The following is a 20,990-nucleotide window of genomic DNA, read 5'->3' as shown; positions in this document are numbered from 1 at the left end:
TCACCCATGCCCTCTAGCCGAGTTTTGCTCGTCGACCAGGACGTCGACTCGCTGTCGTCTCTCGCTGGGCAGCTGCGAGAGCGAGGCATCCGAGTGTCTCTCGCGAACGGATCGCAGATGGCGTGCGAGCGCGCGAAGACCGGCGGTTACGACGTGGTCCTCGCCGCGAGGAACGTGGCCGAACCCGACGACGGTGCCATGGGCGTGCTCGACGCGATGAGCATCGAGCTGCCCGATGTTCCTCCGATGCTCGTGCTCGTCGACGGCGATGCCACGGGCGACCTTCGCGTTCCTCGGCACGACATCGACTCGATCGTCCTGCGCATCCAGTCGTTCTCGCGCTCCTCGGAGCGCCCGCCGACGCCGAGCTTCGTTCCGTCGGCGCACTCGCTCGACCATGGAGCACTGGGAGATCTCCTCGTTCTGCTCGCCACCGAGCGCCGTTCGGGGACCCTCACCATCACGACGCCGAGCGGTTCGGGTGAAGTGCGGCTCGTCGATGGCGACGTCGTCGACGCCGTGTTCGTGCGCCTCGAAGGCAAAAAGGCGCTCTGCCGGATGATCGGTCTGCCCGATGGAACGGCCACGTTCACGCCCGGCGCGCCGGCCATCATGCGTCGCATTCACGTGGGCACGCGTGCGCTCGTGGCCGAGGCTCGCGAGCAGTACGCGCGCGCGGCGGCGCTTCGCGAGCGCGCCGGTCAGCTCGCGACGAGCATCCTTCTCTCGGTCGAGGGAGCGATGGTCGAAGACGTGCCCGACATCGACGGTCACGTGCTCACGCGCCTGCGCGTTCCGGCCGGGCTCGACGAGCTGCTCGACGAGTTGCCCGAGACGGATGGTGCCCTCATCGAGTCGGTGCTTCGCCTCCACGAACAAGGCCGGATCCGGAGCCTCCATGCGAGTGAAGCTCGCGTGCAGCTCTGCGGTGCCGACCAGCTTCACCTCGTTCGTGCGGCCGCCGCCCGTTCGAAGTTGCCGGGATATGCCGGCCCCGCGCGACTCGTGTTCGCGGCGACGCCTGCGCGGCTCGCGGTCTTCGGACACACGGTCATGTCGCTCGCCGACGCGTTCGTGCCCCAAGAGCCGATTCCTACCGTGCCGGTTCCGTATGCGATCGCGACGATGAAGCTCGGCGATGGCGTCGAGCTCGACGTGGTCGCGCTTCCCCTCGTTCCCGTCTATGCACCGCTCTGGCCGCTCGCTCTCGCGGGTGCTGCCGTGCTCGTTCGTCTCGACGAAGCAGCGTCGCAGTCGCTCGAAGAAGCATGTACGAGCGTGAGTGTTCCTATCCTCGATGCGCGGGCGATCTTCGGCGCATTCGAGGAGACGAGCGCAATTCAGGTGGCGAGCCTCATCAAGTCGGCCCTCGAAGCCGAGGGCGCCGTCAGCGCCTGACCCTGGATCGTTCGGGGGTCAGTCGCCGGCTCCCCGATGACCCGGGGCGTCTGCAATCCAGCCCGAATTTTGCGGGTTTTGCCTGATTTTCAGGGGAGGGGGCCCGGTATGGGCGTTGCAAAGTCAAGTGATATGCACTCCGCCGCTAGGAGCCATTACTCGGAACGGCCTCACTCGCTGCCCATCGTGGCGGGTCGGTACGAGCTCCGGGGTGAGATTGCCCGCGGTGGATGTGCGACGGTCCATGAGGCAGTCGATCTCGTTCACCGTCGCGTGGTGGCCATCAAGGTCCTCCACCAGAAGGGGCGCGACGCCGCCCCCGCCGAGCGCCTCGCGCGCGAAGCTCGCCTTGCCGCGCGCATCCTGCACCCGAACGTTTGCCCCGTGCTCGACGCCGGACGCCACGAAGACGGCTCGCCGTTTCTCGTGATGGAGCGCCTCTACGGAGAGACCCTCCGCGCTCGCCTCGCGCGTCTTCGTCGGATGGACCCCGAAGATTGCATCGAGCTCGGCGTGCAGATGCTCTCCGGCCTCGAGGCCGCGCACGATCTCGGCGTGCTCCACCGGGACATGAAGCCCGAGAACGTGTTCATCGTCCCGCAAGAGACCGGGCCGTTCACGGTGAAGATTCTCGACTTCGGAATGTGCCGCGGCACCGCGAGCATTCCGCTCGACGACCGCACGCTCACCGTCGCGGGCACCGTCGTCGGGACGCCCGAGTACATGTCGCCCGAGCAGGCGGGCGGACGCCGCGACTTCGATCAGCGCGTCGACCTCTACTCGGTGGGCATCATGCTCTACGAGGCTCTCTCGGGAACGCGCGCCTTCCAGGGGAGCGACCCGCGCTCGGTGCTCGTGGCCGTGCTTACCAAGAAGATTCCGCCGCTTCGTTCGATCGACCCGAACATCCCGTTCGCGCTCGAGCGCGTCATCGTCCGCGCCACCGAGCGCGATCCTCGTGCACGCTACGCGACGGCTGGAGAGTTCCTGCACGATCTGCTCGAGGCTCGCACGTCGCTGCGCCGCCAGCGTGCACACCGCGCGATTGCGTCGGAGACGATCCGGACGGTCTCGCCGTTCACCGATCTCGCCGATCTCGACGCGACGACCCGTCAGCTCAACGTGCGCTGATCGCGCTCCGACTCGTGAATCACGCGAGGACGAAGCGAGCACGAAAAAGCCGCGGATGCTCGAAGCTTCCGCGGCCTTAATCGTTCGACTCGATCCTAAGGCGGAGCTCTCTGGTGAGAGTCCGTCGAGCCGGCAGAGGGATGTCTCGAGCCGGCTACTTTCGACGCTACTTCTCGACGGTCGTGCCGATTTGCTCGCCGAAGACGACGCGCTTGATGTTGCCCGGCTCCGTCAGCTTGAACACGCGGATGGGCATGTTGTTGTCGCGGCAGAGCGTGGCGGCGGTCGCGTCCATGACGCCGATACGATCGTTGATGAAGCGATCGAACGTCATCTTCTTGTACATCGTGGCGTCGGGGTTCGAGACGGGGTCCTTGTCGTAGATCCCTTCGACCTTCGTCGCCTTGAAGAGCGCCTCGGCGTGGATTTCCATCGCGCGGAGGGCCGCGGCCGTGTCCGTCGAGAAGTACGGGTTGCCCGTGCCCGCCGCGAAGATGACGAAGCGGCCCTTCTCGAAGTGGCGGATGGCGCGACGGCGGATGTACGGCTCGGCAATCTGGCGGATGTCGATCGCCGTCTGAACGCGGGTGGGAACGCCTTCTTTTTCGAGGGCGTCTTGCAGCGCGAGCGAGTTGATCACCGTCGCGAGCATGCCCATGTAGTCGCTCTGCGCGCGGTCCATGCCTGCGCTGGCGCCCTTGAGGCCTCGGAAGATGTTACCGCCGCCGACGACGATGCCGACCTGGACTCCGGCCGCGTACACGTCCGCCAGTTCCGCAGCCGTCGTGCGAAGCACCTCGGGCTGAATGCCGAAGCCGCCGGTCGAGCCACAAAGGGCCTCGCCGCTCAGCTTGAGGACGATTCGACGATAGCGGAGGTTCGGATGGCGAGCGGGCGGGGCCACCGTGTCGAGCCGAGGTCCGGAGAGAGGGCCCGAGCCAGCGGAACGCGAATCTCGCATGGGCCCGTCAATAGTCGCGGCACGCTGTGCGTGCAAGGGAGGCGGGCACGGTGCTAGCTTTCGCGGCCGTGAAAGGCCGATCTTTTCGCATTTCAGCCCGCGGAGAGCGCGCGTCTCAGCTCGTCCTTGAGTGTGGGCGGCTCGGGCTACTCGCAGGCGCGCTGGTGCTTGCGGCCTCTGCCTTGGGCGGCTGTAAGGGATGCGACCGCGGGGCCGGCGAAGGTTCGGTCGACGCGGGCAACGCGGCCCAGCAGACGACGCTGACCCCCGAGCAGGCGCAGAAGCCCATCGCCAAGATCGGCGATGAGACCATCACCCTCGGTGACTACGCGGCTGCCCTCGAGCACATGGACCCGTTCGATCGTCTCCGTTACCAGTCGCCCGAGCGCCGCAAAGAGCTGCTCGAGGAGATGATCAACGTCGAGCTCCTCGCCAAGGAAGCCACGGCGAAGGGCTACGACAAGGATCCGCTCGCTCAGCAGGAGCTCCGCGCCATCTTGCGCGATGCGATGCTCGCCGAAGCTCGCAAGGGCGCGCCCTCCCCGGCCGACGTTCCGGAGAGCGAGGTCCGGGCGTACTTCGAAGCGCATCGTGCAGATTACAAGGATCCCGAGCGCCGTCGCTTGGCGGTCATCGTCCTGAAAGACGACGCCCAAGCGCAGGCGACGCTCGCGGCGGCGAAGAAGGCCGAAGGGCCCACGCAGTGGGGAGAGCTCGTCCGCCAGAAGTCGATCGATCCGCAGGCACGCGCCAACGTCCCTGTCGATCTTGCTGGCGACCTCGGCATCGTCTCGCCGCCGGGGGATCCGCGCGGAGAGAACACGCGCGTTCCCGAGCCCGTGCGCGCCGCGGCGTACACGATTCCCGAGATCGGTGGCGTCGCCGACAAGGTCGTTCCGGCCGCAGGGAAGTTCTACGTCGTGCGCCTGACGCAGAAGCTCGCGCCGCACGAGCGAACCTACGAAGAATCCGAGCGCGCAATCCGCGTGAAGCTCGCGCAGGACAAGCTTCGCGCCAAGGAAGACGAGCTCATCGCCGACCTCCGCAAGAGCGTGAAGGTCGAGGTCGACGAAGCGGCACTCGCGACCGTGAAGGTCGACACCGATGACGCGGGCGCGCCGAACACGGGCGGTCCGAAGGATGCAGGCGCCCACTGAGCGCTCCTGCGAGACGAGAGGTTTTACGTGGCAGCATTGGTCTCTCCGCCGTCCCTTTTGCGTCGAGGTCGCGACGTTCGCGATGAGAGCGAACGCGCGTCGCGCAAGCCGCGTAAGTCTGGAAAATCGGGCAAACTCGGCAAGGGGCCGCGTGACTGGCCTGGCCAGCTGCGCGAATCGGTGCGTACGGTCGAAGACCTCTCGAAGGCCCTCTCGCTGACGCCCGAAGAGCTCGAGGGCGCGCGTCGCGCCGAGCTCGAAGGCCTGCCGCTCGCGATCACGCCGTACTACCTCTCGCTGTGCGATCCTCACGATCCGCGGTGCCCGGTTCGACTGCAGTGCGTGCCGCGGATCGAAGAGGGCGACACCGTTCCCGGCGACCTGGCCGACCCGCTCGGCGAAGTTGCGCACGAGGTCGCGCCGCACCTGGTGCAGCGCTATCCGGATCGCGTTCTCCTTCTCGCGACCGATCGCTGCGCGGTGTACTGCCGTTTCTGTACGCGCTCGCGCATGGTCGGCGACGGCGGCGGGCCCGTCTCGCTCGAACGGCTCGAGCCCGCGTTCGCCTACATCGCGGCGCATCCCGAGGTTCGCGACGTCATCGTCAGCGGAGGGGATCCTCTCGCCATGGCGACCGAGCGCATCGACCGGCTGCTCACGCGCATTCGCCAGATCCCCACGGTCGAAACCATCCGCCTCGCGACGCGCGTTCCGGTCACGCTGCCGATGCGCATCACGAGCGAGCTCGTACGCACGCTGCGCAAGCACCACCCGATCTGGGTGATGACGCACTTCAATCACCCCAAGGAGCTCTCGCGCGACTCGATCGCGGCGTGCGAGCGCCTGGCCGATGCGGGCTTCCCGGTGATGAACCAGAGCGTGCTCCTCGCAGGCATCAACGACGATGCCGATGTGCTCGAGACGCTCTATCGAGGGCTCATTCGGGCCCGCGTTCGTCCGTACTACCTGCTCCAGGCCGACCCGGTTCGGGGCACGGGTCACCTGCGAACGCCGCTCTCGAAGGGCATCGAGATCATGGAGCGCTTGCAGGGGCGACTCACGAGCATCGCGCTTCCCAAGCTCATCTGCGATACCCCGGGCGGCAAAGGGAAGGTGCCTCTCTCGCCGGACTGGGTCGTCTCGAAACACGACGGCACGACGGTGCTTCGGACGTTCCGAGGCGAGGAGGTCGCGTACGTCGATCCTCCGGCCCGCGCCAGCGTCTAGTCCGACCCGCCCAGGCCTCGAAACAAGGCGGTTTTGCGCCGCGGCGGCCGAGCTTTCTGATGTAGCCTGGGGCGGCGATGTCGCGCCTTTTCAGCTCGATTGCTCGTCTCCCGCGCCGGGTTGTCCCGCTAACTTTCGTGGCGGCTCTTGCGGTGGAGAGCGTGACGCTCGTGCCGGCGTCGGCGTTCGGCCAAAGCGCCCCGAATGCGACGGAAGCCAAGACGCACCTCACGGCAGGGACCAAGGCCGCGCAGGCCAAGGACTGGAGCAAGGCGCTCATCGAGTTCGACGCCGCCAACAAGGCGCAGCCGAGCGCCGACGCGCTCGAAGGCCTCGCCAACGCGCACTTCCAGCTCAAGCAAGATGCCGAGGCCCATGCGGCGTACGACGAGTACCTGAAGAAGTACGGAGCGTCGGCGCCGAAGGCGAAGAAGACGCTCGCCGAAACGCGCCTCAAGGAACTCGGAGAGCGCACGGGGACCATCGCGGTCTCGTCGTCGGAGCCTGGCGCGCAGATCACGATCGACGACAAGCCGGTTGGCACGGCGCCCCTCGCAGCGCCGATTCGTGTCTCGGTCGGTCCTCATCGCGTGCGGATCACGAAGGAGGGCTTTGCGCCCGTCGATCAGGCTCCGAGCGTCACGGCCAACGGCGCCGTCACCGTCACGGCGAAGCTCGAAGCGGTGTCGAGCAAGGGACGACTCTCGGTGCGCGAGAAGAACGGCAAGCCGATTCGCGTTCTCGTCGACGGCGTCGACATGGGCGAGGCCCCGTGGTCGGGCGAGGTCGAAGCGGGCCAGCACACGGTCGACGGCCGGAGCTCGCAAATGGCGGCGGCTCCCGAGAAGGTCGAGGTCGAGCGAGGCAAGACGCGCGACGTCGAGCTCATTGCGTCGTCGACCACGGCCACGCTCAAGGTGGCGACGAGCGACGGCAAGGGCATCATCTACCTCGACGGTAAGCTCGTCGGCGAAGGCACGTTCCTCGCGGACATTCCGTCGGGCCCTCACGCGATCCGCATCACGCGCGAGGGCTACGACACGTACGAAGAGCCGATCGATCTCAAAGACAAGGAGAACAAGGCCGTCTCCGTCACGATGACGCTCAACTCGAAGATCGAGACGGGCCCCGTCGTGAAAGAAGGTCGCCGCGTCGAGGGCATCTACGGCGGCGTGGGCTTGCTCGGGACCGTTCTCATCGGTGGCATGAAGAGCTCGATGCAGAAGACCTGCGAGGCGAGCGATCGGCCCGTCGAGCTCGCGTCGTGCAGCGGCGAGGGGAGTGGAAGCGGCGCCGGACTGGCCGGCTTCTTCGGATACCACTGGGACCCGGTCGGCGTGGAGCTCTACGCCGGTGCGCAGTACGACAGCTCGGCGCCTACGCTCGTCTGGAACGCGTCGAGCGTCGATCCGGGCATCGGTCCCGACCCGGCGCGCACCGAGGACTTCAAGGTGCGTCGCGTCGGTGGTTTCGCCATCGCGCGCGTGCGCCTGACGTTCCAGAGCGAGAAGATCCGCTTCAGCGTCGCCGGTGGCGTCGGTCTCTCGTACCGCGCCATGTTCCTCGACCGCGACACCACGCTCGCGTCGAACGCGCAGGTCCGCGACGTCTTCGTGCCCGACGCTCAGAGCTACGTGTCGCCGGTCGTTTCGCTCGAGCCCACCATCCAATGGCGCTTCACGCCCACGACCGCCTTGGCGGTCGGCGCCGCGCTGCTCGTCGAAAGCCCGCGTGCCTTCAATGCGATTCCAACGACGCCGGAGGACGGCTCACGGCGCCTCGGACCGAGCGGCCTCACCACGCCGTCGTACGAGCTCGCGACCGGCACGCAGATCTTCATCGGGCCCTTCATCGGCGTGATGTTCGGCCCCTGATTCGTGAGCGCGCACTCGTAACGCGCACTCGTGAGCGCGCAGTCGTGAGGGCCTGAGCTCACACGACTGCGCCTCGTCGTTGACGCTGGCGCTCAGCCGCCGTCGCCGGCGTCCGCGCCGGAATCGGAGCTCACGCTCGCGTCGGTGTTCGTGCCGGCGTCATTCCCATTGCTTCCGCCGCTCGGTTGCGTGCCCGAGGCGACCGGCGCGCAGCCCTGCTTGTGAGCGAAGACGGGGACGGCAAGCGCGGGCTGGAAGTTCTGCGCCGCGTAGAGCGAGGCCGTCCGAACGACGCTTCGGTAGCCGCTGCACGAATCGCCACAGATGTAGACGCGCTTGTCGTTCGTCGGGTCGACACCCCAGCCCGAAACGTTGGCCGTCTGACTGTTGCAGGATGCATTGAACGGCAGGACGACCGTGCTGCCCGCAACGGGGTCGGAGTAGCTGAGGCTCTGACCGGCTGCTGGACGCTCGGCCGCCGAAGCCACGTCGTACACGCACGTTGCGAGGTCGTTCACGATGCGCTGGAAGGCATCTTGCGCGTTCGACTTGGCAGAGCGAGCGTCGTACGCGAAGTCGGTTCCACCGGCGACGGCGAGCTCGTTCACGCCCGGCAGAAACGTATCCACCGGCAGCTGGTTGTCGCGCGCGAGCATGAGGACGTACGTGTCGATCTTGCTCGCGGCGTGGGCCGCGGCGGCGCGATCGGCCGGAGTCTTGTTGCCCGCACACGTGTTCGAATCGAAGCCGCGGTTACCGAGGACGAGCACGGCTCGGCGGAAGTAGTCCGCGTACTGCGGGCTACCGAGCAGCGTGTAGGCGTCACCGAGCGCGCCGTCGAGGAGCACGGGCGTGTCGAGCGGCTTGAGCGCGCCCTCGTTACCGGCCTTCGTCGGATCGCGCTGCTCGAAGGCGGCTTGAACATCGGCTTTGGCCTGGCTCGCGATGCGCGGCGTGACGGCCGGCGAGAACGACCCGGCCGGTCCGCACGCGCCGCCCGAGAGCCCGTTGCCCGGGAAGAGCTCGAGACCGATCTCGGTCTTCGAGAATGCCGGATCGCTGAGCGACAGTCCGACCGTGGCCTGACCGGCCTGCGTGTAGAAGAGGTCGCTGTTGTGGGTGTCGTCCGCGAGGACCATCAGGACCGCTTTCGGCGGCTTGAGCTCGACGGGGTTGCATGCACTCGGCGCGTCGGGGTTCGACGACACGCCGTTCCCGTCGGCACCCATGGCCGCGAGCTGATCGGCGGCGCAGAGCGGCTGAAGCTGCGACTTCGCCTGGCAGAGTCCGGTGGCGCGAACCGCAGTGATGCGGTGCTTCGTCGGGTTGCCGTCCGGATCGATGCCTTTGACCATGTCGCAAAGGCCAGCGGCGAGGCGGAAGCGCTGCGGCTTCGTCCCGTCGGGAATGATGAACCCTTCGGCCTCGTCCTTGTCGAGGATCTCGCGCGTGTAGCCACCGTCGTAGGTGACCTCGACGTTGACGCCGTCGCCCACCGTGGTGATCGGATTCGGCGGAGCCCCTTCGACCTGCGGAGGTGAGCTCGGCGTGTTGGGGAGGGCGTACGTGCAGTCGTTCGAATCGACGACCACGGCCGGGACCGCGGAGGCGAAGCAATCGCTCGCGTGGAAGCACGCGCCGCCCGTCCCGTCGACGAGGTCTTCGCTGAACTTGGGGAGCTTCGTCTGGTCGGTCGCGGCATCGACACATCGACCCGCCTTGCACGTGCGGTCCTGACCGCTCGTCTCGCAGTCCTTGTCGAAGCACGAGTACTTGAGGGCCATCGGAAGGAAGAGGATCTCGTCCTTCACGTAGGGCTGGCGGCTACGACGCAGGATGCGCGCGTTGTCGCCGACGTTGATCGCCTTGAAGCAATCGTATTCGGCCGAGCGCGCCGGATCGCCGACGTCGTCCGTGAAGCCGACGACGGTGACCGTGATGGGCTCACCGAGGTTGTTGTCGGTGGTGGGGAACGAGCCCAGGCTGCGCGGCAGCTGCACACGGCCGTCGTAGACGCGGTACGCGCGACAGAACTTGCCGACGCCTCCGACACTCACGTCGACCCGGATGGTCTTCAGATCGCGAGGAACCTGCACCTGCGTCGAGACGCCGGCGACGTATTCCGTTTGTTTGGTGGCCTCGCAGCCTGACCAAACGGTTCCGAGGACAAGAGCCGTTCCGAGCGCGAAAACGTTGTGTTTGCGGAGCAGCATTGGGTACCTCAAAAGCGGACCGACGGCGTACCGACGGTGAAGGGCGGCAAAGTCCCGCGGACGGGTTCTTCGTCTTTCGGTCGCGTCACGAAGTAGATCGCCGCGGCGCTCGCGCCGACGACGAGCACGGTGCCGATGAGCCACGGCACGAAGCTCGTATTGCGATCCTCGTTCAGCGAGGCGGAGACCGTACGCTCGGCGCCTCTCGGCACCTCGACGTCGTAGCTCCACTGGTAGTAGCCGGACTTCTTGACGACGATCTGGTGGGTACCCGCGTCGACGGGGCCTTCCCACTTCGAAGCGCCCATCGGCTTGCCGTCGATCTCGATGGTCGCGCCGGCAGGCTGTGTGGTGACGAGGAGCTTGCCCTTCGACTGCTCCTGGGAGAGCTGCAACGTGATGTTGATCGGCTCGCCGTCGCGCGCGATGGCGACCTGTCGCGACGTGACGTAGTCGGGCGCCTCGGCGCTGAACTCGTGCGGATCGGGGCGCACCTCGGTCACGCCCGAGTAGGGCTGCGAAGAGGTTGCGGTGCCGACTTCGCGCCCGTCGATCTTGATGAGAGCGCTCTTCGGGCCGATGACGTTGACGTTCACGCGCGTCGTCTTGACGTTCGATTCGAGCTTGAGCGAGACGGCCGGATTGCGCTCCTTGCCGTCGACGTAGGCCTGCGCATCGACCGAGCCGGCCTTGCTCGCGCGGATACGGTGGCTGCCGATGGCCACCGTCACCGGATGCTTGATGGGCGAGCTGCCCACCTCGATGTCGTCGACGTAGACCTTCGCGCCGGGCTCCGACACGTCGATCGCGATCGTCATGACGTACTTCTCGAGGCCTACGATGGCCGTCGATATCTCGGCTTCCTCGTCGGGCGCGAGCTGGCCCTTGCCCTCGGCGAGCTCACGCTTGAAGTAGTCGATGGCCTGCGGGTAGTGGCCGAGGTTCTTTTCGGCGACGCCCACGTTGAAGAGGACGCGCGGGTTCTTCGAGAGCTCGTAGGCCTGCAAAAAGGCTGCGCGGGCGCCGTCCCACTGGTTGCGCGAGGCGAGGGCGATGGCCGTGTCCCACTGCTTCTTCGCCTCGCCGGTCAAGAGATCGCCCACCGACTTCGGGCGCTTCGGCTGCGCGTGCGCGACGGTCGGGTTCACGACCATGACGGTCGGGGCGACCAGCGAAAGGCTCAGGACGAGCGCGATGCCTCGTCGTGCGTGTCCGCCCCTGCGGTTGTCCGTGAGCGCGTCGAGCATGGATCTGGTTCTTCTCGCTGTCGTGATCGTCGTACTGCGTGATCAGTGGTGGATGCCGATGTCGAGCGCGTCGACCGGGCCTGGCGCGCGTGGACCGTTGGCGGGTTTCGAGGGAGTCTTCGTCTTTGCCGAGGCGCTCGCGGCGGGAGCGGAGGCGCTTGCTGCCGGCGCTTCGCTCGCAGCGGGCTGAGCTGCGGACGCGCTTGCCGTGACGGCCGGAGCGCTGACGGTCGCCGACGGCGCGGTCGCGACCGGAAGGGTTTCGCTCGCGGTCGGAACGTCCGTCGGGTGCGAAGCCTTCGTCTTGCTGGTCTGCGACGCGACGAGCAGGCCCGTGCCGAGGACGGCCATGAGCCCGAGTCCGAGCATTGCGAACGTCATTGGAGAGCGCTTCGAGGGCGGCTCGGGGGACGCTTCCGGCGCTTCGGGCGCGATGTCGGTCGAGGCGCCGAGATCGGTCTGCGCGCCAGGGATTGCCACGCGCGCGTGGGCGGCGGGAGCGACGGGAAGGGCCTGGGTCTTGGCGACGGCCAGCTGCGTGCGTGCGCCCGCATCTTCGGGACGTGCGCGAGTTTCGGGCGTCGCCGCGGGAATCGACGAGCTCCTGTCGGCGGCGGCCTGCTGCTGCTGCTCGAGGATCTGCGTGACCTGCGGAATGCCCGGCGCGCCCGGGATCTTCACCGGCAAGAGTTCGGTCACCGCCGGGCCCTGCACCACGTCGGTCGTGGGCCGATCGGCCATCACGTCCGTTGCGGGCCGCGCATCGAGCTTCGAGAACGCGACGAGCGAAGGCAAAAGCGGCATGTCCGCCGGTGGCGGGATCGACAGCACGTGCTCCGGCGTGAAGCCTCGCATGCGCGTGACGACTTGCCCCGAGCGATCGTCGGCGAAGGGCGCGATGGCTTCGGCCATCTCGAGGGCCGTCGCGAAGCGATCTTTCGGATCGCGCGTGAGCGCCTTGTGGACGGCGGCCGCGAGGGCGTCGTCGAGGTCCGGGCGTGACTCTTTGATCGGCGGCGCGTCGGCTGTGAACAGCTTGAAGAGGATCTCGGTGAACTCTCCGCTGTCCGAGAAGAAGGGCGTCCTGCCCGTCAGAAGCTCGTAGAGGATGACGCCTACCGAATAGAGGTCCGAACGGGAGTCGACGTCGCGCGGGCTGCGCGCTTGCTCGGGCGACATGTAGAGCGGCGTACCGAGCGCCGAGTTCGTCTGCGTGAGCGATGCGCTTCCCGGCTGGACGACCTTGCTGATCCCGAAGTCCAGGATCTTCACGAAGTCGCGCTCGCCGTCGTGCTTCACCACGAAGCAGTTCGACGGCTTCATGTCGCGATGAATGATGCCGTTCGCGTGTGCCGCCTGCAGTCCACGGAGGATCTGGAGCGTGAAGTGCACCGCGCGCGGCACGGGCAAGCCGGGCTCGCCATCGCGCGCGAGCTGGTCGGCGAGGTCCATGCCTTCGAGGCAGGGCATGACGAGATACGGCGCGCCCGAGGGGAGCTTGCCGACGTCGTCGACGGGCACGACGTGGTCGCTCCGGATCTTCTTGCTAGCGATCCCCTCGTTGATGAAGCGCTCGACGGCGCCGGGGAAGGTCATGAACTGCGGGTTCATGAACTTGAGCGCGACCGGAGCGCGAAGAAGCATGTGGTACGCCCGCGCGACGCACCCCATCCCACCCTCGCCGAGGATCCTTTCGATCTGGTACTTGCCGTCGATGACTTCACCGGGCGCAGGGTACGGACTGGGCAAGGTGATAGGTGTCATGCGCCCATTTCGATACTATTGTTAGCGCGGTCATTCCGCCAGACCGGGCAAGGTCCAGGGTTGTCACCCGCGTGGGGGTAGGGCGCCGCGATCAGGGGGACGGATGGCTCGGGTGGGTGCCAGGCTGGCCCGCGTTAGCCCGCGCTAGCCGGTCCGGGTGATTCCGCCTATTCCCGCGCCCGCGTGGGCGTCTTATAAGACCGCGCGATGGCCAACACCAAGTCTGCGCCGCCCTCTGCTGCCCCCTCGTCCGCCGTGACGCCTTCCCACATGAAGCGTCTGGACGACATGAACGCCAAGGCCCTCCTTGGCGGTGGCGCCGACCGCATCAAAAAGCAGCACGAAGGTGGGAAGCTCACCGCCCGCGAGCGCATCGACCTGCTCCTCGACCCCGGCTCCTTCATCGAGCTGGACCGTTTCGTCACGCACCGCGCGACGGACTTCGGCATGCAGGACCAGAAGGTCCTCGGCGACGGCGTCGTGACGGGCTACGGCCTCGTCGACGGTCGCAAGGTCTTCGTGTTCGCGCAGGACTTCACCGTGTTCGGCGGCTCGCTCTCGGGCGCCTACGCCGCGAAGATCTGCAAGGTGATGGAGATGGCCATGAAGGTCGGCGCGCCCGTCATCGGGCTCAACGACTCGGGTGGCGCGCGCATCCAGGAAGGCGTCGAGTCTCTCGCCGGCTACGCCGACATCTTCCTGCAGAACACGCTCGCGAGCGGCGTCGTCCCGCAGATCAGCGCCATCATGGGCCCCTGCGCCGGCGGCGCCGTGTACTCGCCCGCCATCACGGACTTCATCCTGATGGTCGAAGGCACGAGCTACATGTTCATCACCGGCCCCGACGTCATCAAGACGGTGACGCACGAGGAGGTGACGAAGGAAGACCTCGGCGGCGCGCACACGCACGCGAGCAAGAGCGGCGTCTGCCACCTCACCGCGCCCGACGACAGGACCTGCATCGCGCAGATCCGCGAGATGCTCTCGTTCATGCCTTCGAACAACGCGGAAGATCCGCCGTTCAAGGCCACGCAGGATCCGCCGCTCCGCGAGGTTCCCGCGCTCGACACGATGATCCCCGTCGAGTCGAACAAGCCGTACGACGTGAAAGACGTCATCCGCGCCGTCGTCGACGACGAGAACCTCTTCGAGATCGCGCCCGACTACGCGGCGAACATCGTCGTCGGCTTCGCGCGTATCGGCGGCCGTTCGGTCGGCGTCGTCGCGAACCAGCCCCAGGTCCTCGCCGGCGTTCTCGACATCGACGCCTCGCAGAAGGCCGCGCGCTTCGTGCGCTTCTGCGATTGCTTCAACATCCCGCTCGTCACCTTCGTCGACGTCCCGGGCTTTCTCCCCGGCACCGACCAGGAATATGGCGGCATCATCCGCCACGGCGCGAAGCTCCTCTTCGCCTTCGCCGAGGCGACGGTCCCGAAGGTCACCGTCATCCTCCGCAAGGCCTACGGCGGCGCGTACGACGTCATGGCGTCGAAGCACATTCGCGCGGACATCAACCTCGCGTTCCCGACGGCCGAGATCGCCGTCATGGGCCCCGAGGGCGCGGTCAACATCGTCTACCGCAAGGAGATCGAGAAGGCCGCCGATCCCGCCGCGACCCGCGCCGCGTTCATCGCCGACTACCGCGACAAGTTCGCGAACCCTTACAAGGCCGCCGAGCTCGGCTTCATCGACGAAGTCATCTACCCGCGCACCCTTCGCGCTCGCCTCCACCGCGCGCTCGAAATGTTGAAGGACAAGCGCGACAAGAACCCGCCGAAGAAGCACACGAACATCCCGCTCTGACGGGGCAAGCCAGGCGTGACAGCGCGAGCCAGGCCAGACCGCGAAGCAAGCCCCGCCCTCATCCCCGGCCCTGACAGCGCGAGCCAGGCCAGACCGCGAAGCAAGCCCCGCCCTCATCCCCGGCCCTGACAGCGCGAGCCAGGCCAGACCGCGAAGCAAGCCCCGCCCTCATCCCCGGCCCTTCTCCCTAAGGGAGAAGGGAGGAGAGCTTTTACGGGGCGCCGACTAGATTGATGACGTCGCGGGTTTGGCCTTGCATCCAGTGGTCGAGACCGAAGAGGCGGGCGTGGGCTCCGGCGTCGTCGAATCGGACGCCGCCGGAGAGGAAGCCCTTCTTGATCACGAAGGCGCCGCGGTGGTGCTCTGCGCGTAGGCCCACGAGGCCGTGCACCGCGAGATCGCCGCCGTGGGCTTGGAGCTCGTGGACCACGATGCGCGAGGGGCCCGCGGAGACCCGCGCGTGGGCCTCGAAGTGTGGGACCATCGTGAGCCTCCGCACGATCATCGGTGGCGCGTGACGGACGATCCCGGCGATGATCTCGCGCGCATCCTTCGAGTTCAGCTCGACGGTCGCGTCGATTCCCATGGGCCGCGTGCCCAGGATGGCCTTTTCGAGCACGACGTCCGTGTTCCAGGTCTTGGTCTCGGAGTCCGGCGTAGTGACCAAGGCGTTGCTCGTGACGAGGCGCGAGCCCGACACGTCGAACCGATGATCGACGGGCTCTCCGCTCACGATCGCCTTGAAGTGGACGTCGCCGCTCGCGTGGGTCCGGTCGCGGAGCACGATGCTCCCGCGCGAGACATCGAGTGCTATCCGGCCCGTCGTGCGAGGTGGCCTCGGAGAGAAGTCGAGGTTGGCCTCGAGGTCTGCGCTGCCGGACTCGATGGTCAGGATGCTGTCCGGCGGGAGGAACAGGCCGAGCGTTCGAGCGTCGGGGAGCCGAGCCCGTGCCGACAGCGAGAGCTCCTCTCGCGGATGTTCGAACGAGAATTTCGGGCTCTGGGCGTGCATGAGCACCGAGCCGAGTGGTGACGGAGGCATGCCCCGCTTTCCCGCTCGGATGTTCGTGATGTCGACGTTCGCGTCGTCGAGCGCGAGATCGCCTCGCTGCCAGTCCCAGTCGTGCACGCGCGCGTTCGCACGCACGACGGTGGTGACGTCGACGTCGCGGTAGGTGAATCCGAGATCGTTCGCGGTGACGTCGAGGGTGCCGCTTGCCAGGTGGTCGGCGACGGACACGTCGGCTTTCATCGCAAAGTCGCCGCGGCCTGGGGCGATGCTGGTCTCTTGGCCGCCCGGTGAATAGGCCTGGAGGAGATGGGGATCGAGCACCGACGCTTCCGGCATGCGCACGGAGACGTCGAGGTTCGCCAGCGGATCTTCGAGAAGGAGCGTTTCGGCATGGGCCGAGACACGGAGCTCCGGCGTTCGCATGAAAGGCGTCGCGGGCGTGTGCTCCGAGGCCAGCGAGCCATCGTGCAGTGTCACGCCGGCGTGTACGTGTTCCAGCAACGACCGGTCCTTGGGGTGCGTGGTGAAGGTCGTCTCTGCGTCGACGCATCCGCGCATGCGAAGCTTTGCCAACGTGACGTCGAGGTCGTCCGCCGTGAAACGAGCCTTGCCCGACGTGCGGTTTTGGGCCGTCCAACGCTCGAGCGTCACCGCCGCCCGCGCCTGTCCACGCTCGATGCGGAACGGCGTGTCCGGCGGGATGAAGCCGTCGAGCGTGCGCATGTCCGGGACATCGGCTTCCGGGAAATCGGCAACGGCGTGCAGGTCGCGCAGGAATTCGGTTAGCACGAGCGCGGTGGCATCGCCGCGAACCACGGCATGCGGTTCACGCACGATGAGCTCGTCCCCGCTCGTCGAGCGCCGTTTCACTTCGAGGTCCTCGGTGTCCAATCGAAAGCGCAGGGTCGGTGTGAGGGCTTCGCGCTCGACGTCGGCCCGCAGCGAGGCCTTGCCGTCGAAGCGATAGCCTTCGTTTCGCAGGACCGTGTGCGGTGCGTGCAGCTCGACGTGAGTCCCGGTCCGGAGCTCTCCAGCGTCGATCTTCACCGCGAGTCGAGGGATGTCGACGAACCCCTCCAGCCTGACGTCCGGCGGGAGCGGCTTCATCAAATAGAGCATGTTCGAACACGCGCCGCGCAGGTCGGTGTGGAGGGTCAATCGACGCGCGATGGTGTCGCCCTTGGCGATGCGAGGGTCGAAGGGTGGGATGCGCACGTCGACCGTGCCCTGGATCGGCGAGATGACCGCCGGACCGTTCGTGCTCACCATCCCCTCGTGAACTGCCACGTGCACCGGCCCGACGTCGACGAGGCGGATCGGTTTCAGATAGAAGCGACCTCGAACGTCGGCATGACCCTCGAAGCGCTCGCGATCGACCCAGATCTCGCGCACGTCCTCCGCGTCGACATTCTCGAGGTCGATGCTCCAGAGGTGGTAGGCCTTGTCGGACCATACGTTGCTGTGGTCGATGTTCTTCGGTCGAAGCGACCACGGCGGGAGTCCCTCGATCGGCGGAATGTGTGCGATCTCGGCCGGGGTCGGCGCGAAGTCGAGGCGCTTTCGCATGCGAAACGAGCTCCCTCGCGCGTGGACCCGAGACACCGCGAAGCGCTTCTTCGCGAGCTGCAAGAGCGCGATGTCCACGTCGGCTTCGTCGATGCGGACGATCCATTCCAAGCTGCTGTCACGCCCCCGAATGACGAGGTTCGAGCAGTGAACGCGACCGGGGAGGATCGACCATGCGCGGTCGAGCCCTATCGCGATGGTGTCGGGATCACGTCCGAGCGCGGCCTCGAAGAGCGGCGTGGATAGGAACAGATTGACGGCCACGACGTAAAAGAGCGCGAGCGAGAAGAACGCCACGACGCCGATGCGCAGCGCCGACTCTACGCGCGACCTAGGCGCTTTCCGTCGAGAGCTCGTTGCCGCTCCGTCGCTCACGAGGCGACCACGTGCATGGCTCGGGCCGCACCTTTCGGCGGCGCTCGCGATTCAGCGCGTCCAGACGTCAGCGCTCGCGTACGAGCGCGACCGAACCGTCCCCGCAACAGCCTCCCGTGCGAACCGTGCCGGTGAAGTTCGACCCGACGAGGAGCGACGCTTCGTGTGCGCCGGGAGTGACCGACCGGGTTTCTTGCGCATCGCCCGACGTGAAGAGCACGAGATGCCCCATCCCTTGGGATGCCGGGACCGCGTCGGTGCTCGTCGCCATGACGGCTTTGTCGAGCGTGGTCTGCATGACCAGCGTCGAACTCTCGGCGCCGCACGTCTTGTTGGGATTCATCGCCGGCGAGCCCTCCACCACGCCGATGACACGGAGCTTCTCGCTGGGAGCGTCCGTCGTGAGGCTCGCGACGACGCCCGGCATCGGTGCCATCGACGTCGTCCACTCGTGGTAGTCCGCCACACCCTTCGATCCGTACCAACTGGCGAACGCGATGTCTTTGCCGGCGCAGGCTTCGCGCTCGTCCTCGACCCACAGCTCGAGCGTTGCTCCAGCTAGCACCTCCACGGCACCGGCCGTGCAGGGCGCGGCGCCCGCGTAGCCGAGGAGCCGAGCGTGATTGTCCACGTCGGTGAGCTTCCCGAAGCCGACGTTGGAGCGATGGTGCGTCGGGCCTGGGCAAAGGTCGTCGCCCAGTCCGTACGAGAAGAGAGGCTCTCCCATCGCGACGCGAACGTTCCAGAAATGGATGACGCTGCCATTCGCGAGGCGCACGTCGAAGGTCGCGCGCCCGAGGGCTCGTCCTCGCGCGGGCACCGGCGCGTCGATGATCGTTGCGGCCGCGTTCGCATCGCATCCCAGCGAGGTGACTGCCGTCGACGTGTAGCTGAAGCGTCGAACGGGGCCACATGCAGCGTCGGCGTCGGCGTCGGCGTCCGCTTCTGCGTCCACCTCCGCCGCATCGGAGCTCGTCGACGTCGCGGCGTCACCCTGGGAGGTGTTTGGTTCGGACGAGGACGCGTCGATCGGATCGGTCGGCGCGGCGGGCTCGGTTGCCGCTTCCTTCGAGCACGCCGCAACGCACGAGAGCAGCAGGAGGACTCGGCGTACCGGCGTGGTCATCGTCACCGACCATAGCCGTGACCACAACGCCGGCCGCATCCCATGGTCGTCTCGCGACGCCGTTGCGATCCGCGTCAGGCCGCGTCGCCGAGGGGATCGGGGATGGAGCCGTAGAGAGAGCCGCCTAGCTCGGTGAGAAGCGCGAGCGACTCGCCGGTGGAGGGCAAGCCGAGCCGGGCCTCCGCATACGATGGACGTTCGACAGCGTCGGCGAGCTCCTCGTAGGCCTCCGTTCGTGCGCGGAGAACGGCCTCGCGCGCCGCGTCGTCGAGCTGCGCATCGAGCCATGCGGCAACGTCCCAGGCGAGGGCTGCGTGCTCGGTTTCGTCATCGGCGATAGCCGCCATCGCGGCAGCGATCTCCGGATCGTTCGCGCGGCGTGCCTGGAACGTCGCGACGAGCGCACCGAACGTTTCGCGAACGCAGCCCTCGCGCGCATTCTCGATGGCGATCTCGTCGAGCGAGCGAATCCCGAGCTTGCCGATGCGAGGCAACTTCGCGGATGCTCCGAAGCGTTTGGCGAGCGCACGCGTTGCGCGTGCGTGCCGAACCTCGTCGAGAGCCGCCGCCTTCGCTCGTTCCACGAGCTCGGTCGGTGCGCCGTGTGCCCGGAGCTCGCGCGCGAGACGGCGAAAGGCGGGAACGGACGCGGCCTCGAGCTCGGCGGCGTTGGCGAAGTACTCGCCGATCGTCGTCGACTTCACGGTCGCGGAGTAGCCCTCCGGACGACGACCGATCGCACAGCCGGGGTCGCCGTCCTCGAGCCGCTTGGACTCGACGACCGACGTCTCTCCGCTGCGAGAGACGCGAACGACGTGCGCGTCGAGGTGGGTGCCTTCTCCGCACGCATAGCCCGTCGTCGTCCGGAACTCGAAGCCGTCGCCGGCTGCGCGCACGTTCGAGCCGTCGCAGGGAATCGTATGTTCGGTGAACTCGGAGACGAGAAGGAACCCGTCCCGCGGATTCTCGAAGGGCGTGAGAAACGCTACGAGATCGTTCTTGGTCGTCACCGCGATGACGTCGTCCCCTCGCGTGAATACGAGGTAGTTGCTCACGGGGAGCTGCCCGCCTTTCACCGAGGGCACGTTCGTCGGTCGGAGCGCTGCGAGCGTGCGCTTGCAAACGTCGGGCGACGATGCCGTCGCGCAGGGCGTGCCCTGTTGTGCGATCACCCTGGGAGCCTGCCCCTGGCTGTCACTCCACTGAGTGCCCGAACGTAACTCCAGGTAGTCGACGGGAGTTCCGGGCGTGACGCCCTCGAGCGCACTCGCTCGGCACTGGTTCGTTTGGAAGTCGGCAGCATCGATCGTATCGCTGCTCGCCCCGCACGCCGCGAGCAGCGTCACTCCCGAGGTGGCGCCGAGCACGGCGTGAAACAGCGAACGGAGGCGATGGCTTCGACGGTTCGACATGGGGTGGATCTCAGCAACGCGTGTGCCACGAGATTCACGCGAGATTCACGCAGTGGCAGGGTCTCGAGCCCTGACAACGTTGTCGTGTGCCGCCGGTCACGACTCGAAGAGCGGCACTCGCACGATGGGAGTTTCGAGCGTCGCGCCGTCGATGACGACGTAGAGCTGTCCGTCGTTGCGCGTCAGATCGAGCTTCGTGTTGCGATCCATCTTGGCGACGATGCGGTCGACGAAGGCCACGTCGAGCGGGCACACCTCGACGTCCTCCGCGCGGTGGATCTTCTGCCCGAGGACGGTGCGACGAAGATTGCCGAGCTCGGTCGTGAATACCGCGACGCGCCGAGCGGCCTTCGAGGCCTTGTGCAACCGCTCCGCCGAGGGCACGCCGATGTCGATCCACGCGAGCAAGAGCCCCGTCGGATCGCGCACCGCGATAGGAGCCTCGTCGGTCGAGGACAGGCCGCCTTTGCTGAACGCGATGCCCTCTTCGTAGGAGAGGCAGTAGGCGAGCACGCGCGTCACGAGGAAGCGCATTGTCTCGGAAGGATGCTGCGCCACGCGAAGGTCGAGCGTCTCGTAGACGCTTCGATCGACGTCCGACAACGCGACCTCCACGTGATGCATCGTTGCGGTGAGCGCCATGGTCCGCGCAGTCTACAGCGCAACTCCGTTGCGCGGATTGAACAGTGAAACGGAGTTCGCGACAGACTTGCGGTCCACGCAA

The 20,990-nt window shown here is 67.1% G+C and carries 14 protein-coding genes; 6 read left to right on the top strand and 8 right to left on the bottom strand.

Annotated elements, in window-relative coordinates; translation table 11 throughout:
• The first annotated feature begins 6 nt into the window (after positions 1–6).
• Both AKJ09_RS15645 and AKJ09_RS15640 read left to right on the top strand, forming a co-directional pair.
• Entirely contained in the window at positions 7–1,398 is a 1,392-nt protein-coding gene (locus AKJ09_RS15645) for a DUF4388 domain-containing protein (protein WP_146648003.1), read from the top strand.
• Positions 1,399–1,584: 186 nt separating this feature from the next.
• Entirely contained in the window at positions 1,585–2,529 is a 945-nt protein-coding gene (locus AKJ09_RS15640) for a serine/threonine-protein kinase (protein WP_169927563.1), read from the top strand.
• Positions 2,530–2,695: 166 nt separating this feature from the next.
• Here AKJ09_RS15640 and pyrH read toward each other — a convergent pair whose 3' ends face one another.
• The gene (pyrH, locus tag AKJ09_RS15635) at positions 2,696–3,490 is read right to left on the bottom strand and encodes a UMP kinase (RefSeq protein WP_146648001.1); all 795 of its coding nucleotides are present in this window, start codon (positions 3,488–3,490) and stop codon (positions 2,696–2,698) included.
• Between the two features lie 164 nt (positions 3,491–3,654).
• Between pyrH and AKJ09_RS15630 the strand changes: the two genes are divergently transcribed.
• The 3 genes from AKJ09_RS15630 (at position 3,655) to AKJ09_RS15620 (ending at position 7,748) form a co-directional block, all read left to right on the top strand.
• On the top strand, positions 3,655–4,647 hold the full coding sequence (locus AKJ09_RS15630) for a peptidylprolyl isomerase (protein WP_146648000.1): 993 nt from the start codon (positions 3,655–3,657) through the stop codon (positions 4,645–4,647).
• 27 nt (positions 4,648–4,674) lie between these two features.
• The gene (locus tag AKJ09_RS15625; protein WP_240488489.1) at positions 4,675–5,874 is read left to right on the top strand and encodes a KamA family radical SAM protein; all 1,200 of its coding nucleotides are present in this window, start codon (positions 4,675–4,677) and stop codon (positions 5,872–5,874) included.
• Positions 5,875–6,011: 137 nt separating this feature from the next.
• Positions 6,012–7,748 (top strand): PEGA domain-containing protein, encoded by a 1,737-nt coding sequence (locus AKJ09_RS15620; RefSeq protein ID WP_169927562.1) that lies wholly within the window; start codon positions 6,012–6,014, stop codon positions 7,746–7,748.
• A 92-nt stretch (positions 7,749–7,840) separates the two neighbouring features.
• Here AKJ09_RS15620 and AKJ09_RS15615 read toward each other — a convergent pair whose 3' ends face one another.
• The 3 genes from AKJ09_RS15615 to AKJ09_RS15605 are packed head-to-tail and all read right to left on the bottom strand — an operon-like array spanning position 7,841 to position 12,972.
• Positions 7,841–9,961 (bottom strand): hypothetical protein, encoded by a 2,121-nt coding sequence (locus AKJ09_RS15615; RefSeq protein ID WP_146647997.1) that lies wholly within the window; start codon positions 9,959–9,961, stop codon positions 7,841–7,843.
• A gap of 8 nt (positions 9,962–9,969) precedes the next feature.
• Complete coding sequence (locus AKJ09_RS15610) at positions 9,970–11,208, bottom strand: PEGA domain-containing protein (RefSeq protein WP_146647996.1); 1,239 nt, start codon at positions 11,206–11,208, stop codon at positions 9,970–9,972.
• Between the two features lie 42 nt (positions 11,209–11,250).
• Complete coding sequence (locus AKJ09_RS15605) at positions 11,251–12,972, bottom strand: serine/threonine-protein kinase (RefSeq protein ID WP_146647995.1); 1,722 nt, start codon at positions 12,970–12,972, stop codon at positions 11,251–11,253.
• Between the two features lie 270 nt (positions 12,973–13,242).
• Here AKJ09_RS15605 and AKJ09_RS15600 point away from each other — a divergent pair, with 270 nt between their 5' ends.
• Positions 13,243–14,775, top strand: coding sequence for an acyl-CoA carboxylase subunit beta (locus tag AKJ09_RS15600; RefSeq protein ID WP_146655547.1), 1,533 nt, complete (start codon positions 13,243–13,245; stop codon positions 14,773–14,775).
• A 211-nt stretch (positions 14,776–14,986) separates the two neighbouring features.
• Here AKJ09_RS15600 and AKJ09_RS15595 read toward each other — a convergent pair whose 3' ends face one another.
• The 4 genes from AKJ09_RS15595 to AKJ09_RS15580 form a co-directional block, all read right to left on the bottom strand.
• Positions 14,987–17,650 (bottom strand): hypothetical protein, encoded by a 2,664-nt coding sequence (locus tag AKJ09_RS15595; RefSeq protein ID WP_146647994.1) that lies wholly within the window; start codon positions 17,648–17,650, stop codon positions 14,987–14,989.
• Between the two features lie 145 nt (positions 17,651–17,795).
• Positions 17,796–18,854, bottom strand: a complete 1,059-nt coding sequence (locus AKJ09_RS15590) for a hypothetical protein (RefSeq protein WP_146647993.1) — start codon at positions 18,852–18,854, stop codon at positions 17,796–17,798.
• 74 nt (positions 18,855–18,928) lie between these two features.
• A complete protein-coding gene (locus tag AKJ09_RS15585; protein WP_146647992.1) occupies positions 18,929–20,266 on the bottom strand; it encodes a ferritin-like domain-containing protein in 1,338 nt (445 codons plus the stop codon).
• A gap of 96 nt (positions 20,267–20,362) precedes the next feature.
• Positions 20,363–20,908 (bottom strand): YaeQ family protein, encoded by a 546-nt coding sequence (locus AKJ09_RS15580; RefSeq protein WP_146647991.1) that lies wholly within the window; start codon positions 20,906–20,908, stop codon positions 20,363–20,365.
• Positions 20,909–20,990: the final 82 nt, after the last annotated feature.

It is taken from the genome of Labilithrix luteola, assembly GCF_001263205.1.
GTDB classification, from domain to species: domain Bacteria; phylum Myxococcota_A; class Polyangia; order Polyangiales; family Polyangiaceae; genus Labilithrix; species Labilithrix luteola.
Note: the sequence above shows the minus strand (reverse complement) of the source record. Positions and strands in the feature narration are given on the sequence as shown.

Bases quoted from the DNA above. Each gene is read 5' to 3' on its own strand.
- AKJ09_RS15590 (WP_146647993.1), bottom strand. From the start codon at position 18,854: ATGACCACGCCGGTACGCCGAGTCCTCCTGCTGCTCTCGTGCGTTGCG.
- AKJ09_RS15605 (WP_146647995.1), bottom strand. From the start codon at position 12,972: ATGACACCTATCACCTTGCCCAGTCCGTACCCTGCGCCCGGTGAAGTC.
- AKJ09_RS15580 (WP_146647991.1), bottom strand. From the start codon at position 20,908: ATGGCGCTCACCGCAACGATGCATCACGTGGAGGTCGCGTTGTCGGAC.
- AKJ09_RS15615 (WP_146647997.1), bottom strand. From the start codon at position 9,961: ATGCTGCTCCGCAAACACAACGTTTTCGCGCTCGGAACGGCTCTTGTC.
- AKJ09_RS15600 (WP_146655547.1), top strand. From the start codon at position 13,243: ATGAAGCGTCTGGACGACATGAACGCCAAGGCCCTCCTTGGCGGTGGC.
- pyrH (WP_146648001.1), bottom strand. From the start codon at position 3,490: ATGCGAGATTCGCGTTCCGCTGGCTCGGGCCCTCTCTCCGGACCTCGG.
- AKJ09_RS15645 (WP_146648003.1), top strand. From the start codon at position 7: ATGCCCTCTAGCCGAGTTTTGCTCGTCGACCAGGACGTCGACTCGCTG.
- AKJ09_RS15610 (WP_146647996.1), bottom strand. From the start codon at position 11,208: ATGCTCGACGCGCTCACGGACAACCGCAGGGGCGGACACGCACGACGA.
- AKJ09_RS15585 (WP_146647992.1), bottom strand. From the start codon at position 20,266: ATGTCGAACCGTCGAAGCCATCGCCTCCGTTCGCTGTTTCACGCCGTG.